The following is a 15,359-nucleotide window of genomic DNA, read 5'->3' on the forward strand; positions in this document are numbered from 1 at the left end:
GGCGATACCCGATGCGGCGATGGCAATTACCAATCCGACGAGGCACCAGTACAGGCCGAGAAGCGGTGCCGCCGACCATGTTTCGGCAACCTTGACGTTGAACCACAGCACCACCACGATGACCAACGCACCCAGCAGCGGCAGCACGATGCCGGGCACCTTGCCCTTGCCGCCATGCACACTGAGGAACTTCGGTGAGCCGACGAACCATGCCGCGGCGATCTCGACGAGCAGGTAGCACACCATCAGGCACACCGAACCGGCGACGGCGAACAGGAAGTAGGTGTCGATCGCGTCGTTGCCGGTGCCCATGTCCGGCCAGCCGACGGCGGCGCAGATGAGGTTCACCACCAACGCGACGATGACGACCAGCCAGGTGGCGCGGCGCGGGCCGCCGGTGGCGGCGTGGATGTGCGCCAGCGCCTTCGGGCCGAAGCCGTCGCGGGCGAACGCGTAGAGCATTCGGCCCGAGGTCGCCGAAGTCGCCAGGTGGCAGCCGAATGCGGACACGATCGCGGTGAAGATGACGACAAGGCCGAACCACTGACCGACGTAGGAAGTGCCCAGGTCGCCCAACGTATTTCCCGAACTCTGGAAGGCATCGAGGCCGGCCTGGTCGGTGCCGAAACCGTTGACCTGTGCGAACATCACGACGACGAACAGCACGCCGGTCAGCAGCAGAGTGCCTGCCAGCGCCCGCGGGATGTTGCGGCCGGGGTCGTCGGTCTCCTCACCCATCGATGCGCACGCCTCGAAACCCGCCCAGGACAGGAACGCCGCGACGACGCCTGCGAGCACCGCCGAAGGTGTGACGCCGCCCCCAGAGAAGGAGAACACCGAGAAGTCGATACCCGTCGACGGCGCACCGCCTTTCGCGAAGATCACGATGACGAGGATGACCATGGCCAGGATCCCGATGCCCTCGATCGCGAGCAGGATCTTGGCGAGCAGCCTGATGTCGCGGCCGGACAGAAGGAACGAGACGACGGCGGCGATGACGACGATCACCACCCACGGCGCCTGGTATGGGTTGTCGCTGTCGGGCTGCAGCGCGGCGATGAACGCGTTGGTGAACGCCGCGGTCAACGCGAGCGTGCCGATGGAGAACGCCCAGTAGGCGCCGAGCATCGCGAAGCCGGCGAAGAACCCGGCCCTGGGTCCGATGGTGCCGCCGACCAGACCGTAGGACGACCCGGCGTGGTTGAGGTGTCGGGTCAGCCGCACGAAGCTGTAACCGACCAGTGAGACGCCGACCAGGCCGATCAAGAACACCAGCGGGATCGACTTCCCCACAGTGCCGATCAGGCCCTGGCCGTTGCCCGACATCGCGAGGGTAGGCCCGACAAGGGCCACCGACAGTGCGAGTGCGACCCAGAACGGCAGCTGCCGCCGCGGAATCTGGTCGACCTCGTCCGCCTGTCCTGCCGGTGTGTCCGTGGTCATCGATGTCTCCTTCTGTCGAAAAAAACGGGTCAACAGCTCCAGGCCAGTCGCAGTGCCTGGGCGGTTTCGGCCGATGGCCGGTCGCCGTAGGTGGTGATCTCGTAGCGCCGGACCGCGACAAGGCCTTCGATGACCGCCGGTGTCAGCAATTCGGCGGCGACCGGCGACGCCTCGAGGGCCTTGATCACCGTCTGCTGGTCGGTCTGCAGCATCGGCGGTGGCAGCGCGGCCGTCGATGGGTCCTTCGGCACCTCGGCGGGCAGGTCCAGCCGTTGGTCGATGCCGCGCAGAGCGCTGCCGACGAACGCCACCGTGGCCAGATAGGGGTTAGCGCTGGGGTCGATGAGCTTGAGCTCGATGTTGGCGCCGTGCGGCGTGCCCGGCGTGGCCGCCACGAATCGCGCTGCCGCTTCCCGGTTCTCCAGTCCCCAGCACTGCGCCGCGCCCGCCCAGTTGCCCGGCTTCAACCGGGCCGACGACAGCACCGAACCCGCGTAGACGCCGAGCAGGTCGGGCAGTGTCTGCAGCACCCCCGCGATCGCGGACTCACCCGCGGGCCGCATGCCATACGGGCCTTGGCCACCGGAGAACAGCGGCCCGTCTTCATCGGCCAGCGACAGGTGTAGATGCGCGCCGTTGCCGGCTTCACCCTCGAACGGCACGGGCGAGAACGAGATGCGCAAGCCATGCCGTGCGGCGGCACGCCCGATGACGATGCGTGCCGCCGCGACGGCGTCGGCGGCGGCGACAGGAGTAGTCGGTGCCAGCGATACCTCGAGCTGGTCGTGGCCGTACTCGGTATGGATCTGCTCGACGGGCAGGTCGGCCCGCTCGGCGGCGGCCGCCAGGTCGACGAGGAATGCTGAGCGCTCCAACGACGTGCGCACACCATAGGGCGACCACGGATCAGCAGACGCATGGCCTGCGTCGGGGGCCAGCATCGTGCACTCGAGCTCGGCGCCGACCAAGGCTGTCAAACCGTGTGCGGTCAATCCGGATTCGATGCCCTTGAGCAGCGAGCGCGTGCACAGCGCCGCAGCGTCGCCCTGCTGGTCGGTGAGATCACCCGGTGCCCACGCCACCCCATCTTCGACCAGCCGAAGATCGGCGGGATCGATACGGATCCGGAGGTCCCCGTCCACGCCGATGTTCGGGGTGAACGCGATACCGCTGTCGACACAGAAGACGCTCCACGACGGGGAAACACCCATGCCGGAGCGTTGGAATGCAGCCAGGCGGCTCAACGGCACGTACTTCGCGCGGGTCACGCCGGCCAGGTCGGTGATCGAACCGGCTATCAGGGCGACGCCGTCGGCGCGCAGTTCCTCCGCGGTGGGCAGCGGCATTGAACCTCCTCGCACGTCACGAGTCTGCGTGCCATTTATGTCATAAATGTTTCATAATCTCTAAGATCTGCGCTAGAGGAATCATTCATTAAATTTCGTGTCTTGTCCGTCGAAGGGGTGTTGCCATGTGCCGGCTGCTGGGAGTCGTCTCTGCCACCCCGGTGTCGGTGTCGCAGGCAGTCGGTGAGCATGTCCTGAAGGACTTCGTCGCCCTGACGAGAATCCACGGCGACGGCTGGGGGGTGGCGCGGGTCCGGTTGCCCGGGCAGCACCCGAAGACCGAGGTGTCGGCAGGCAGTGCGCTCGATGATCCGGACTTCGCCGCGGCGACGCACGACAAGCGGTCGGCGGCCAGCCTGGTCCACCTGCGTTGGGCGACGACTGGGATCGCCGTGCGGCCGGAGAACTCCCATCCGTTCCTGGCTGACCGAATCGCTATGGCGCACAACGGTTCCGTCAAGCCGATCGCCCGGCTCGAGAAGATGGTCACCCCGGAGATCGCGGCGACGCTTCGCGGCTCCACCGACAGCGAGCGCTATTTCGCTCTGATCCGCCAGCACCGCGCCTCGTCACCGAATCTGGCCGAGGCGGTCCGCAGAGCGGTGTCCCAGCTGCGCGAACTCTTTCCCGACGCCAGCCTCAACGCCTTGATCCTCGGCGAGGATCAATTGGTCGCCGTGCATGCGCACGCCCGCAGCCGGTTGCCCGACGAGGACATCGCCGAGATCACGGCGGCAGATCTGCCGGCGGAGCACCTCGAGGATTACTTCGGGATGCGCTGGGCACGTGTCGACGAGGATACGGTCGTGATCGCGTCGACCGGTTTCGGCGAACTCGCCTGGCGACCGCTCGAGTCGGAGAGCGTCACGACGATCTCGATGTGCGACCTGTCGATGACGACCCTGCCGCTCATGACGAACTCGACACCGTGACCGGCGAAACAGTCGCCGTGCGGGCGGGTTCGGCGTTGCCGGCACTCAGCAAGGCGGAGCGTCGGGTCGGTCGGGCGCTGCTCGCGGACTATCCGAGCGCCGGTCTGGCCAGCGCAGCCCGGCTGGCCGAACGCGCCGAGGTCAGTCCGCCGACCGTGCTGCGGTTCGCGCAGTCGCTTGGCTACGACGGGTTCACCGACCTTCAGGTCGCGTTGCGGGCGGAGCTGACGGCCCAGTCGAACGGCCCGATCACCCGGTTGCCCGACGCGCAGCCCGCAGGCGGCCTTCTGGACCGGCTGCTGCAGCAGGCCCGGGCCCAGAACGAGCGGGCCGTGGAAACGCTTGCCGCGCTGCCGAATTCGGCGATCGAGGCCGCGGTCGCGCTGCTTTCCGATACCGGCCGGGCGGTCTATCTGCACGGCGGGCGCTTCTCGCACCTGCTTGCCGTGCACCTGGCCGCCCACCTCGAACAGCTGCGGCCCGGTGTGCGCTTGCTCGCCGATCCGGACGGAAGCGACATGGGTGCGATGCTCGAACTGTCGCGCGCCGACGTCGTCGTGTTGTTCGACTATCACCGCTACCAGCGCAGCGCCGCCGAGCTCGCCCTGCGTGTGCATCGGGCGGGGGCGACAGTGCTCCTCGTCACCGATGACCTGGCGTGTCCGGTCGCGCCCGACGCCGAGGTGGTGCTCGCCGCCTCCAGCACCGTGGGAACGACGTACCAGAGCATGGCTGCGGGATTTCTGCTGACCGAGCTCTTGATTCCGCTGGTGATGGACGCAATCGGCGAACCGGCGCGCACGCGGATGGCGCTGTGGGAGGAGCAGCGCCGAACCGAACTGCTGCCCTGACCCGGTATTCTGGACCGATGGCAGGTGGTACCAAACGGCTTCCGCGTGCCGTCCGGGAGCAGCAGATGCTGGACGCTGCGGTGCAGATGTTCTCGATCAACGGTTATCACGAGACGTCGATGGATGCGATTGCCGCGCAGGCGGAGATCTCCAAGCCGATGCTCTACCTCTACTACGGTTCCAAGGAGGAACTCTTCGGCGCGTGCCTGAATCGCGAACTGGGCCGGTTCGTCGAAACGGTGCGATCGGAGATCGACTTCAGCCGGAGCCCGAAGGATTTGTTGCGCAACGCGGTGCTGTCGTTCCTGAACTACATCGACACCAACCGCGCCTCGTGGATCGTGTTGTACAGCCAGGCCACGAGCTCGCAGGCGTTCGCGCACACGGTGCGCGAGGGTCGCGAACGGATCGTCGACCTGGTGGCGCGGCTGCTGGCGTCGGGCACCCGACACCCCGAGCCCGACGCCGATTTCAACATGATGGCCGTCGCCCTCGTCGGCGCGGGCGAGGCGGTGGCCACCCGGGTCAGCACGGGCGACGCCGACGTCGACGAGGCCGCCGAGCTGATGATCAACCTGTTCTGGCGAGGCCTGAAGGGCACGCCGAGCGACAAGGATGCCGCCTCCAGGGCCAGTGCGTCGAGGGCGACCGGCGGCTAGACCGCCCTGCCCTCGACCAGGCTGATCGGGGCGGCGGTCGGCACCACCCGTGTCATCTGAAAACCGGCTTGCTCGTACAGCTTTCGGTATTCGTCGGCAGTTCGCTCGCGGGCGCCGGCCTGAACCAGCATCTCCATGTCCGTCCACTTGCCGACGAATCCCTGGTTGTGCTCTGGAATCACGAACTCCGCGAGAAGCAGAGTGGTCCCCGGCTTGGCCGCCTTTCGGACGTTACTCAGGATCGCCACCGCCTCGGCGTCGCGCCAGTCGTGGATGACCGTCTTGAGCAAGTACGCGTCGCCGCCCTCCGGCACCGCTTCGAAGAACGACCCGCCTGCGGTGCGCACCCGGTCTGCCACCCCGTGCTTCCGCAGCAGTTCCGGCGCGCCCTCCACGACCTGCGGTAGGTCGTAGAGAACGCCCTCGGCTCCCGGGGTCGCCGCGATGATCGCCGCGAGTAACCGGCCGTGGCCGCCCCCGACGTCGATGATGGTCTGGTGTTGCGACCAGTCGTATCCCGCGACAAGAGGATCGACGGCCAACTCCGACATACTCGTCATCGCGTCGTTGAAGATGGCGGCGAGCTCCGGATGTTGTTCGATGTAATCCCAGGCGCTCATGCCGTACAGCTTGGGTGGCACGGCCTCGCCGGTCCTGACGGCATCGGCGAGATGGCTCCAGTGAGTGCGGTGTTCGGGTGAGCCGACGAGTCGGGCCATTCCCGAAACCGACATCGGACCGCCCGATCGCAGGGTATCTGCGAGGGCATTGAGCGCATAGCGTCCGTCGCGCCGCTGGGCGAAGACACCCTCGCCGATCAATGCCCGCAGTAACCGGGCCAGTGCGTCGGGATCAGCGTCGACGCGGCGGGCCAGCTCGTCGATCCGCAATGGACCGTCGGCGAGTGCGTCGGCGACCTTCAGCTGCGCGGCAGCCGCTATACCTTGCGCTCTCCAACCTCCCAAGATCATCTCCAGCATCGCCGCCGCGGGCGGTGCGCTGCGCTGGTGTGCGCGGCCGAGAACGTGACGGACACGTTCGACGACGCGGACCAGCTTGGCGGGCGGTACTTTCGGGGCGGTGGTCACCGCCCGACTCTAGGACAGGAAGGTGACGCTGCCCTTCAGATGAGGTTCGCTCTTCTTGAGGTCTCGCAGGTTCAGCTCCCAGCCGTCCGAAACACGGTCGACATTCAGGCCGGCGCTCGCAGGCAGCACCACCGGCTTGGCGAACCGCACCGAGTAGCGCACCGCGTCCGGCAGCTGGCCCTCGATATTCGCCAGCACCGCTGCGGCGCTGAACATGCCGTGCGCGATCACGGTCGGGAAGCCGAACAGCTTCGCGGCAATCGGGTTGGTGTGGATCGGGTTGTGGTCGCCGCCGACCGAGGCGTAGTGGCGGATCTGCCCGGGCGTGATGCGCAGCACCGCATTCGGCGGCCCGAGCTTAGGCTGCTTCTCCGGCGGCGGCTTGGGTTCATCCGACAGGCTGGTCCGCTGCTGGTGCAGGAACGTCGTCACCTGATGCCACGCGGTGTCGTTGCCGACCTTCACGTCGGTCACGATGTCGACCAACAGGCCCTTGCGGTGCTCGCGCAGGTTCTCCGCATGGACGGCGAAGCCGACGGTGTCGGTCACCGTGATCGGCCGGTGCTGGGTGATGTGATTCTCGATGTGCACCGAACCCATTGCGGCGAAAGGGAAGTCGAAGCCGGTCACCAACGCCATCACGGTCGGGAAGGTCAGCGCGAACGGATACGTCAGCGGGACCGTGTCGCCGAACCGGAGACCGGTGACATGGGCGTACGCGGCGACGTTGGCCGGATCGATCGCAAGCTCGTCGACGGTCAGGGTCCGGTCGGGGAGGGAGTCGCCGCGCGGAACGAACGGCAGCGCACCCGCGGCCGCGCGGAGCAGATTCGAAAGGCCAGACGGCTGTGTCACAGTGCTAACCCTAGGCGCCCAGCCAGGCCTGCCCGCAGACCCGGATGGTGTTGCCCGTGACCGCCACCGACGCGGGGCTCGCGAAGTAGGCGATGGTCTCGGCGACATCGACGGGCTTACCGCCCTGATACAGCGAGTTGAGCCGACGGCCCACCTCGCGGGTGGCCACCGGGATCGCCTCGGTCATCTTCGTCTCGATGAAGCCGGGCGCGACGGCGTTGACCGTGATGCCCATGTCGCCGAGCTTCGGCGCGAGCGCGTCGGTCAGGCCGATCATGCCCGCCTTGGTGGCCGCGTAATTGGTCTGGCCGCGGTTACCGGCGATACCCGCCATCGACGAAAGGCCGATCACCCGACCGCCCTCGCCAAGGGTGCCGTTGTCGACCAGGCCCTCGGTCAGCTGCAGCGGGGCAAGGAGGTTGACGGCGACGACAGAGTCCCACCGCGGCTCGTCCATGTTGGCCATCAGCTTGTCGCGGGTGATGCCTGCGTTGTTGACCAGGATGTCGAGGCGGCCGTCGTGGTGTTCGCGCACGTGCTCGGCGATGCGGTCGACGGCGTCGGCGGCGGTCACGTCGAGCGTGAGCGCGGTGCCACCGACCTTGGTCGCCGTCACTCCCAGCGGTTCGTGAGCTCCTTCGACGTCGACGCACACCACCTTCGCGCCGTCACGGGCGAACACCTCGGCGATGGTGGCGCCGATACCGCGTGCGGCACCGGTCACGACCGCGACCTTGCCGTCGAGCGGCTTGTCCCAGTCGGCGGGCGGGGCTGCGTCGGCCGCACCGACGCGGAACACCTGGCCGTCGACGTAGGCCGACTTGCCGGACAGGATGAACCGCATCGTCGACTCGAGTCCGGTCGCGGCGGGCTTCGCGTCGGGGGAGAGGTACACCAGCGCCACCGTGGCGCCGCGCCGCATCTCCTTGGCCAGCGATCGGGTGAAGCCCTCCAGCGCCCGCTGCGCGATCTGCTCGTGCGGGCTGCCCGCCTCCTCCGGCGTCGTGCCGACGACGACGACGCGGCCCGACGGCCCGATGTTGCGCAGCAGCGGCGTGAAGAAGTCGTAGAGGCCCTTCAGGCCGGCGGGCTCGGTGATGCCGGTGGCGTCGTACACCAGGCCGCCGAACGAGTCGGCCCAGCGTCCGCCGAGGTTGTTGGACACCACGTCGTAGTCCTCGGCCAGCGCGGTGCGCAGCGGTTCCACGACGCGGCCGTCACCACCGATGAGCAGGGAACCCGCCAGCGGAGGTTCTCCCGCTCGGTAGCGGCGCAGCGTCTCGGGCTGCGGGATGCCGAGCTGCTTGGCGAGGAAGTTTCCCGGCGCTGAATGAACGATTTGCGAGTACAGGTCGGTGGCCACGACACCGAACTTACTCTTGAGTAATAAGGGTGCGTAATATGGCCCCCATGGCCAACCAGTCGAGTCGCCGCGTTGCCGTTCTCGGCGGCAACCGGATCCCGTTCGCACGCTCCGACGGCGCGTACGCCAGCGCCTCCAACCAAGACATGTTCACCGCCGCGCTCGGCGGGCTGATCGACCGCTTCGATCTGGCGGGCGAGAGGCTCGGCGCCGTGATCGGCGGCGCGGTGCTCAAGCACAGCCGCGACTTCAACCTGATGCGCGAATGCGTGCTGGGCAGCGCGCTGTCGTCCTACACCGCCGCGTTCGACATCCAGCAGGCCTGCGGCACCGGCCTGCAGGCGACCATCGCCGCGGCCGACGGAATCGCCGCAGGGCGGTACGAGGTGGCGGCGGCCGGCGGTGTTGATACCGCCTCGGACGCACCGATCGCGTTCGGCGACGACCTGCGCCGGGTGCTGCTCGGGCTGCGCCGGTCGAAGTCCAACCTGGACCGCCTCAAGCTGGTCGGCAAGCTGCCCGCGTCGCTGGGTGTGGAGATCCCGGTCAACAGTGAACCGCGCACCGGTCTGTCGATGGGCGAACACCAGGCCATCACCGCCAAGCAGATGGGCATCAAGCGCACCGATCAGGACGAGCTGGCCGCCGCCAGCCACAACAACATGGCGGCCGCCTACGACCGCGGCTTCTTCGACGACCTGGTCACCCCGTTCCTCGGTGTCTACCGGGACAACAACCTGCGGGCCGACTCGTCGGCGGAGAAGCTGGCCAAGCTCAAGCCGGTGTTCGGCGTGAAGTCCGGCGACGCGACGATGACCGCGGGCAACTCCACTCCGCTGACCGACGGCGCCTCGGTGTCGCTGCTGGCCACCGAGGAGTGGGCGTCGGCACACGGCATCGAACCGCTGGCGTACTACGTCGACGCCGAGACGGCGGCGGTGGATTACGTCAACGGCAAGGATGGCCTGCTGATGGCGCCGACCTACGCGGTGCCGAGACTGCTGGCGCGAAACGGCTTGAGCCTGAAGGACTTTGACTTCTACGAGATCCACGAGGCGTTCGCATCGGTGGTGCTGGCGCACCTGCAGGCTTGGGAGTCCGAGGAGTATTGCAAGGAGCGGCTCGGCCTGGACAAGGCACTGGGCTCGATCGACCGGTCCAAGCTGAACGTGAACGGCTCGTCGCTGGCGGCGGGCCATCCGTTCGCCGCGACCGGCGGCCGGATCGTCGCGCAACTGGCCAAGCAGCTCGCCGAGAAGAAGAAGGAAAGCGGCAAGCCGGTGCGCGGCCTGATCTCCATCTGCGCTGCCGGTGGGCAGGGCGTCGCGGCCATTCTCGAGGCCTGACGGAGAAACTTCGACAGGGGTGTAACGGCCCGGCGGGAACCCCCGATACACGGGATAGCTCCGTGTTGTCGTCTGACCCCCCGACCCGACGGCAACACGGGGCGACTACTTCGGCGGGTCCTTGATCGCCTTGATCGGTCCCGCCTGCGGCGGCGGCGCAAACAGACTTCCGCCGACGCTGCCCCGAGCGGTCTGCACCGCGACCAACCCCCACGTACCCAGCAGCCCGGCATAGGCGATGACGGCGGCGACGCGGAATGCGGGCAGGCCGGTGTGGTTGGCCAGTTGCGTGGTGCCGGTGACGAATGTCCCGACGGGGAACGTCAAACTCCACCACGTCAGTGCGAACGGCATGCCGCGACGCAGAGTGCGAACGGTCAGCTGGCCGGCCAGCGTGATCCACAGCACCGCGAATCCCCATACCGGGACGCCGAAGAGGATTGCGAAGGCGTTCATCGCGCCTGCCAGTCCTGGCGAGACGGCCAACGCGGCGTTCGCACCGAGCAGGCCGGCCGCCGTGATGCCCTGGCCGAGCGGACCGAGGGCGATCCACAGTGTCGGCACCCGTGTCGTCCCAGACGTCCCGTAGAGCGCGAGCCTGCTCCAGATCATCGTGATGATGATGAGCCCAGCGATCAGCGAAAGGCCGAACATCGCATAGCAGCCGTACAGCATCGTGGTGCGCCCCGTGCCCGGCGCCATGTGCGGTATCAGCAGGGCGCCGGTCGCCGCCGAAACCATCGGTGGCACGACCGGCATCAGCCAGCCGCCGAACGCCGCATCGGGTTCGACGTTGAGCTGGGTGAACATCAGGAACGGGATCGTCGCGGCGGTGAACAGGCCGCCAAGGGTGCCTGCGCTCCACAACACCCAGGCGAGGTCGACGGCGATCCGCTCGCCGATCAGGTCCCTGCCCGTCAACAGGGCACCGGCGCCCACCGTCATCAGTGCCATCGGCGCGGCGCCGTAGAAGTGCGTCATCTGCGGGTTGCGCACATGGCTGCGCGCCACCGTGGGATGGCGCGCCCACTGAATTGTCACCGCGACGATGAGCACCACCAGCAGCGCCGCGGCGACCACCCACACGATGTGTGAAAACCCGCGCAGCCCGGGCACGTGCACTGGAAGCGTGACGCCCGCCGTGGCGACGATGCCGGTGCCCATCACCGACGCGAACCAATTCGGCCCGAAGTTCTGCAGCCGCGCCAATTCCGTTGTCATGGGTGCACATCGTTTCACGCGCGTGCTTCGATGGAGGTCATGCGGATCAGCCTCAATCTCGCCATGGCCGTCGGTACATCGCCGATCGATTCGATAGTGAAGGCGCTTGCGAAGTTGCGTGACGAGGGTTTCCGCAGAGTGTGGATGGCGCAGATGCCAAACGACGGCGACCTGTTGACCGTGCTGGCGGTGGCGATGCGCGAAGTCGACCGCATCGAGGTTGGTTCCGCTGTGCTACCGATCCAGAACCAGCACCCGATGTTGCTCGCCCAGCGGGCCCTGACGCTCAACTCGATCGCGGGTGGCCGGTTCATCCTCGGCCTCGGCCTGACGCATCAGGCGGTAGCGGAGGGGATGTGGGGGATCCCCTATGACAAGCCGGTGCGCCGGATGCGCGAATACCTCGACGCCTTGCAGCCGTTGCTCGCCGGGCAGGCCGTCAACGCGGTCGGTGAGACCGTGACGGCACGCGGGGCCCTGCAGATATCCGGCGCTCCGGAGCCCGAGGTGTATCTCGCCGCGCTGGGGCCGCAGATGCTGAAGCTGTGCGGACGGCGCACGGCAGGCACGCTGACGTGGATGTGCGGACCGAAGACGTTGGGCGAACACATCGGCCCGACGCTGCGTGCGGCGGCCGAGGAAGCAGGGCGGCCGCCGACCGCGGTTCGAGTGGTGGCGGGCCTGCCCATCAGCGTCACCGACGACGTCGCCGGTGCGCGCGCGCAGGCTTCCGAGCAGTTCGGGAACTACGGAAGCCTGCCGGCTTATCGCGCGATGCTGGACCGGGAGGGCTACGCGAATCCCGAGGATGCGGCCATCATCGGCGACGAGAAGACGGTGTCCGATCGGCTCGACGAGCTGGCTGCGCTCGGCGTCGACGAGGTCTCCGCCGTCGTCTTCGACACCTCGCCTGAGGTGCGCGAACGCACCCGTGCGCTGCTGCTGTCGAAGGACGCGTGACGGCCGGAATTTCGCTCTGGTGTGACTGTTGTCACAGGCGTACAGTCGAGCGCACGACGGGTTCGGGAGTGACCGATCCAAAGAGTCGGCAAGAGGTGAAAGCCGGCCGCGCGAGACCAATGTGACGCACCTCGTATGTCCTCCCGAACCCGCCCTTTTTATTGCCCGGTCAGGAACGCGACGATGCCCGCAGTGATGGCGTCGGCGTAGCGCTGACGCCCGTCTGCAGTCTCCATCTGAGCCGCGTCGTCCGGGTTGCGCATATTGCCGGTCTCCACGAGGGCAGCGGGATACTCGGCGAGGTTGAGACCGGCGAGGTCGGCGCGTCCGTACATGCCGTTGGAGCCGATGTACGTCGACGGCTGCAGCCCGGTGGCGATCAGCGAGTCGCGGATGGTGGCGGCCAATTGCATGGCCGGCCCACTCTGCGCGGCGTTCAGCGGGGGTGCCGAATAGTTGACGTGGAAACCGCGTCCGGAGCCTGGTCCGCCGTCGGCGTGGATGCTGACGTCCGCGTCGGGATGCATCTGATTGGCCGCCGCCGCCCGCTGGTCGATGCACGGCGCGACGGAGCTGTCGTCGGCCCGCGACATCTCGGTGTGGACGCCCATCTGCACGAGTGCGGCGCGCACGCGTGTTGCGACATCCCAGTTGAAGGTGTGTTCGGGATATCCGTCAGCGGTTGAGGTGCCCGACGTGTCGCAGTCCTTCGTGCCGCCTCGGCCGTTGGGCACCTGTCTGGTCATCGACGCATCGCTCGGGACTCCGCTGTGGCCGGGGTCGAGGAAGACCGACATACCCTCGATCGGCGACGCCTGTGCGGCCCCGGCCCCGACAATCGGGAGGGCCGACGCCAGCACCACGATGGCGGCGGCAATGAGTCCGCTTCGTTGCATCACCACAAGTAAACCCGCGCGCTCTGCCCTCCGGTGCACGTGATCCATTCGTCCCCGGTGTACTGCTGGCACTTCATCAGGAGTCGGAGCCGTTGCCGAATTGCGCCCAGTACGCCCTCAACACGCTGTCGGTGAAGAAACATGACGTCTCGGGTGTGCCGCGGCCGGCGTGAGTGCCGAAGCCGTCGCGGGCAGGCAGCGTGAAACCGTGGTCATGCGCCGTTACGCCATCGGCGGTGCCAGTTCGGTGCGGGGCACCGGACACCGCATTGCAGTCAGGGTCGTCGAGCGGGTAGCGATCCGCGCCGCAACAAAAAGCCCCCGGGGAAGAGTCCCGGGGGCTTTTTGGTCGAAGCGGCTCCAGAAGGCTTTAGAAGGCCGCCTCGTCCAGTTCCATGATGTCGTTGTCGACGGTCTCGATCACCGCACGCGTGCTGGTGAGCAGCGGCAGCATGTTCTTGGCGAAGAACGACGCCACCGCGACCTTGCCCTCGTAGAAGGCGCGGTCATCCGCTCCGGATCCGGTGCTGGATGTCGCCGGCCCTCCGGCTCCGGCGTCGAGCGCCTCGATCGCCACGGCGGCCTGCTGCGCGAGCAGCCAGCCGATGACCAGGTCGCCGACGCTCATCAGGAAGCGCACCGAACCCAGGCCGACCTTGTACAGGTTCTCTGGGTTCTCCTGCGCCGACATTAGATAGCCGGTCAGCGTGGCGGCCATGCCCTGGACATCCTCCAGCGCGGTCGCCAGCAGCACCCGCTCGGCCTTCAGCCGGCCGTTGCCCGACTCGTTCTTGACGAACTGCTCGATCTGACCGGCCACGTGCGCCAGAGCCACACCCTTGTCGCGGACGATCTTGCGGAAGAAGAAGTCCTGCGCCTGGATGGCCGTGGTGCCCTCGTAGAGCGAGTCGATCTTCGCGTCGCGGATGTACTGCTCGATCGGGTAGTCCTGCAGGAAGCCGGAGCCACCGAAGGTCTGCAGGCTCTCGGTCAGCTTGGCGTACGCCTGCTCCGAGCCGACACCCTTGACGATCGGCAGCATCAGGTCGTTGACCTTCACCGCCAGCTCGGCGTCGACGCCGTGCAGCGCCTCGGCCACGGCGGCGTCCTGATAGGTCGACGTGAACAGGTACAGCGCGCGCAGACCCTCGGCGTAGGCCTTCTGGGTCATCAGCGACCGGCGCACGTCGGGGTGATGCGTGATGGTCACACGCGGCGCGGTCTTGTCGGTCATCTGCGTCATGTCGGCGCCCTGCACGCGATTCTTCGCGTAGTCGAGCGCGTTGAGGTAACCGGTGGACAGGGTCGCGATGGCCTTGGTGCCCACCATCATCCTGGCCTGCTCGATGACGTCGAACATCTGCGCGATGCCCTCGTGAGTCTCGCCGACCAGCCAGCCCTTGGCGGGTTTGTCGTGCTGACCGAGCGACAGCTCACAGGTGGCCGAGACCTTCAGCCCCATCTTGTGCTCGACGTTGGTGACGTACACGCCGTTGCGCTCGCCGATCTCGCCGGTCTCGAAGTCGAAAAGGAATTTCGGCACGAAGAACAGCGACAGACCCTTGGTGCCGGGGCCTGCGCCCTCGGGGCGGGCCAGCACCAGGTGGAAGATGTTCTCGAACAGGTCGCCGGAGTCACCCGAGGTGATGAAGCGCTTGACGCCGTCGATGTGCCAGGAACCGTCGTCCTGCTTGACGGCCTTGGTCCGGCCCGCGCCGACGTCGGAACCCGCATCGGGCTCGGTCAGCACCATCGTCGAGCCCCAGCCGCGCTCTGCGGCGATCGTGGCCCACTTCTTCTGCTCGTCGGTGCCGAGGTGATAGAGGATGTTGGCGAAGCCTGCGCCACCGCCGTACATCCACACTGCAGGGTTGGCGCCGAGGATGTGCTCGTGCAGCGCCCACATGAGCGCCTTGGGCGCGGGCACGCCGCCGAGTTCCTCGTCCAGGCCGACGCGGTCCCAGCCGCCGTCGAGCATGGCGCGCACCGACTTCTTGAACGGCTCGGGCAGCGTGACCGAAAACGTCTTGGGATCGAAGGTCGGGGGATTGCGATCACTGTCGGCGAACGATTCGGCGACGGGTCCCTCGGCCAGCCGGGCGATCTCGCCCAGCATCTCGCGGGCGGTGTCGGCGTCGAGATCTGCGTACTCGCCCTGGCCGAGCGCCTTGTCGAGACCGAACACCTCGAATAGGTTGAATACCTGGTCACGGACGTTGCTCTTGTAGTGGCTCACGTTGTCCTCCTCGATGAGAATGCCACATAGGTTGGGTACTTTTGGCTAAGTTACCCACCAGTAACTACGGCCCAATATACCCGCTGGTAACTTCAACGCAAAGCCGCCGGGAGCAATTTCCATGAGCTAAGTAACCAGGCGGTTGGTCGGGCCCCGATCTACC

The 15,359-nt window shown here is 67.3% G+C and carries 14 protein-coding genes; 5 read left to right on the forward strand and 9 right to left on the reverse strand.

The genetic code is table 11. The features are described from left to right. Both QOC76_RS09210 and QOC76_RS09215 read right to left on the reverse strand, forming a co-directional pair. Positions 1 to 1,443: amino acid permease (locus QOC76_RS09210; RefSeq protein ID WP_526356449.1), on the reverse strand; the 1,443-nt coding region annotated here is incomplete at its 3' end. Positions 1,444 to 1,472: 29 nt separating this feature from the next. Continuing rightward, positions 1,473 to 2,789 carry a type I glutamate--ammonia ligase gene (locus tag QOC76_RS09215; protein WP_526356451.1) on the reverse strand — a complete coding sequence of 439 codons (1,317 nt, stop codon included), beginning with the start codon at positions 2,787 to 2,789 and terminating at the stop codon, positions 1,473 to 1,475. A gap of 125 nt (positions 2,790 to 2,914) precedes the next feature. Here QOC76_RS09215 and QOC76_RS09220 point away from each other — a divergent pair, with 125 nt between their 5' ends. The 3 genes from QOC76_RS09220 to QOC76_RS09230 are packed head-to-tail and all read left to right on the forward strand — an operon-like array spanning position 2,915 to position 5,231. After that, a complete protein-coding gene (locus tag QOC76_RS09220) occupies positions 2,915 to 3,721 on the forward strand; it encodes a class II glutamine amidotransferase (RefSeq protein ID WP_526356453.1) in 807 nt (268 codons plus the stop codon). Then, positions 3,670 to 4,572, forward strand: coding sequence for a MurR/RpiR family transcriptional regulator (locus QOC76_RS09225; protein ID WP_526356455.1), 903 nt, complete (start codon positions 3,670 to 3,672; stop codon positions 4,570 to 4,572). Before QOC76_RS09220 ends, QOC76_RS09225 begins: the two co-directional genes overlap by 52 nt. Positions 4,573 to 4,589: 17 nt before the next feature. After that, on the forward strand, positions 4,590 to 5,231 hold the full coding sequence (locus tag QOC76_RS09230; RefSeq protein WP_526356457.1) for a TetR/AcrR family transcriptional regulator: 642 nt from the start codon (positions 4,590 to 4,592) through the stop codon (positions 5,229 to 5,231). Here QOC76_RS09230 and QOC76_RS09235 read toward each other — a convergent pair. The 3 genes from QOC76_RS09235 to QOC76_RS09245 are packed head-to-tail and all read right to left on the reverse strand — an operon-like array spanning position 5,228 to position 8,537. Next, entirely contained in the window at positions 5,228 to 6,319 is a 1,092-nt protein-coding gene (locus QOC76_RS09235) for a methyltransferase (protein ID WP_526356460.1), read from the reverse strand. The genes QOC76_RS09230 and QOC76_RS09235 overlap by 4 nt on opposite strands. A gap of 9 nt (positions 6,320 to 6,328) precedes the next feature. Next, positions 6,329 to 7,174: a MaoC/PaaZ C-terminal domain-containing protein gene (locus QOC76_RS09240; RefSeq protein ID WP_526356463.1), complete on the reverse strand. Its 846-nt coding sequence runs from the start codon at positions 7,172 to 7,174 to the stop codon at positions 6,329 to 6,331. A 10-nt stretch (positions 7,175 to 7,184) separates the two neighbouring features. Then, complete coding sequence (locus tag QOC76_RS09245; protein ID WP_526356465.1) at positions 7,185 to 8,537, reverse strand: 3-oxoacyl-ACP reductase; 1,353 nt, start codon at positions 8,535 to 8,537, stop codon at positions 7,185 to 7,187. 47 nt (positions 8,538 to 8,584) lie between these two features. On the opposite strand from QOC76_RS09245, the gene QOC76_RS09250 reads away from it, so the two are divergent. After that, the gene (locus QOC76_RS09250) at positions 8,585 to 9,883 is read left to right on the forward strand and encodes an acetyl-CoA C-acetyltransferase (protein WP_526356467.1); all 1,299 of its coding nucleotides are present in this window, start codon (positions 8,585 to 8,587) and stop codon (positions 9,881 to 9,883) included. Positions 9,884 to 9,988: 105 nt separating this feature from the next. Here QOC76_RS09250 and QOC76_RS09255 read toward each other — a convergent pair whose 3' ends face one another. Next, complete coding sequence (locus QOC76_RS09255) at positions 9,989 to 11,104, reverse strand: TDT family transporter (RefSeq protein WP_526356469.1); 1,116 nt, start codon at positions 11,102 to 11,104, stop codon at positions 9,989 to 9,991. A gap of 30 nt (positions 11,105 to 11,134) precedes the next feature. Here QOC76_RS09255 and QOC76_RS09260 point away from each other — a divergent pair, with 30 nt between their 5' ends. Beyond that, on the forward strand, positions 11,135 to 12,064 hold the full coding sequence (locus QOC76_RS09260; protein ID WP_526356471.1) for a TIGR03564 family F420-dependent LLM class oxidoreductase: 930 nt from the start codon (positions 11,135 to 11,137) through the stop codon (positions 12,062 to 12,064). Between the two features lie 158 nt (positions 12,065 to 12,222). Here the strand turns inward: QOC76_RS09260 and QOC76_RS09265 are convergent, their stop codons facing one another. From QOC76_RS09265 to QOC76_RS09275, 3 genes are all read right to left on the reverse strand, one after another. Next, the gene (locus tag QOC76_RS09265; protein ID WP_526356473.1) at positions 12,223 to 12,960 is read right to left on the reverse strand and encodes an Rv3717 family N-acetylmuramoyl-L-alanine amidase; all 738 of its coding nucleotides are present in this window, start codon (positions 12,958 to 12,960) and stop codon (positions 12,223 to 12,225) included. Positions 12,961 to 13,036: 76 nt separating this feature from the next. Then, entirely contained in the window at positions 13,037 to 13,225 is a 189-nt protein-coding gene (locus QOC76_RS09270) for a hypothetical protein (RefSeq protein WP_526356475.1), read from the reverse strand. A 105-nt stretch (positions 13,226 to 13,330) separates the two neighbouring features. Continuing rightward, positions 13,331 to 15,196: an acyl-CoA dehydrogenase family protein gene (locus tag QOC76_RS09275; protein WP_526356477.1), complete on the reverse strand. Its 1,866-nt coding sequence runs from the start codon at positions 15,194 to 15,196 to the stop codon at positions 13,331 to 13,333. Positions 15,197 to 15,359 lie beyond the last annotated feature (163 nt).

The organism is Mycobacterium sp., from assembly GCF_032159565.1.
Classification (GTDB): domain Bacteria; phylum Actinomycetota; class Actinomycetes; order Mycobacteriales; family Mycobacteriaceae; genus Mycobacterium.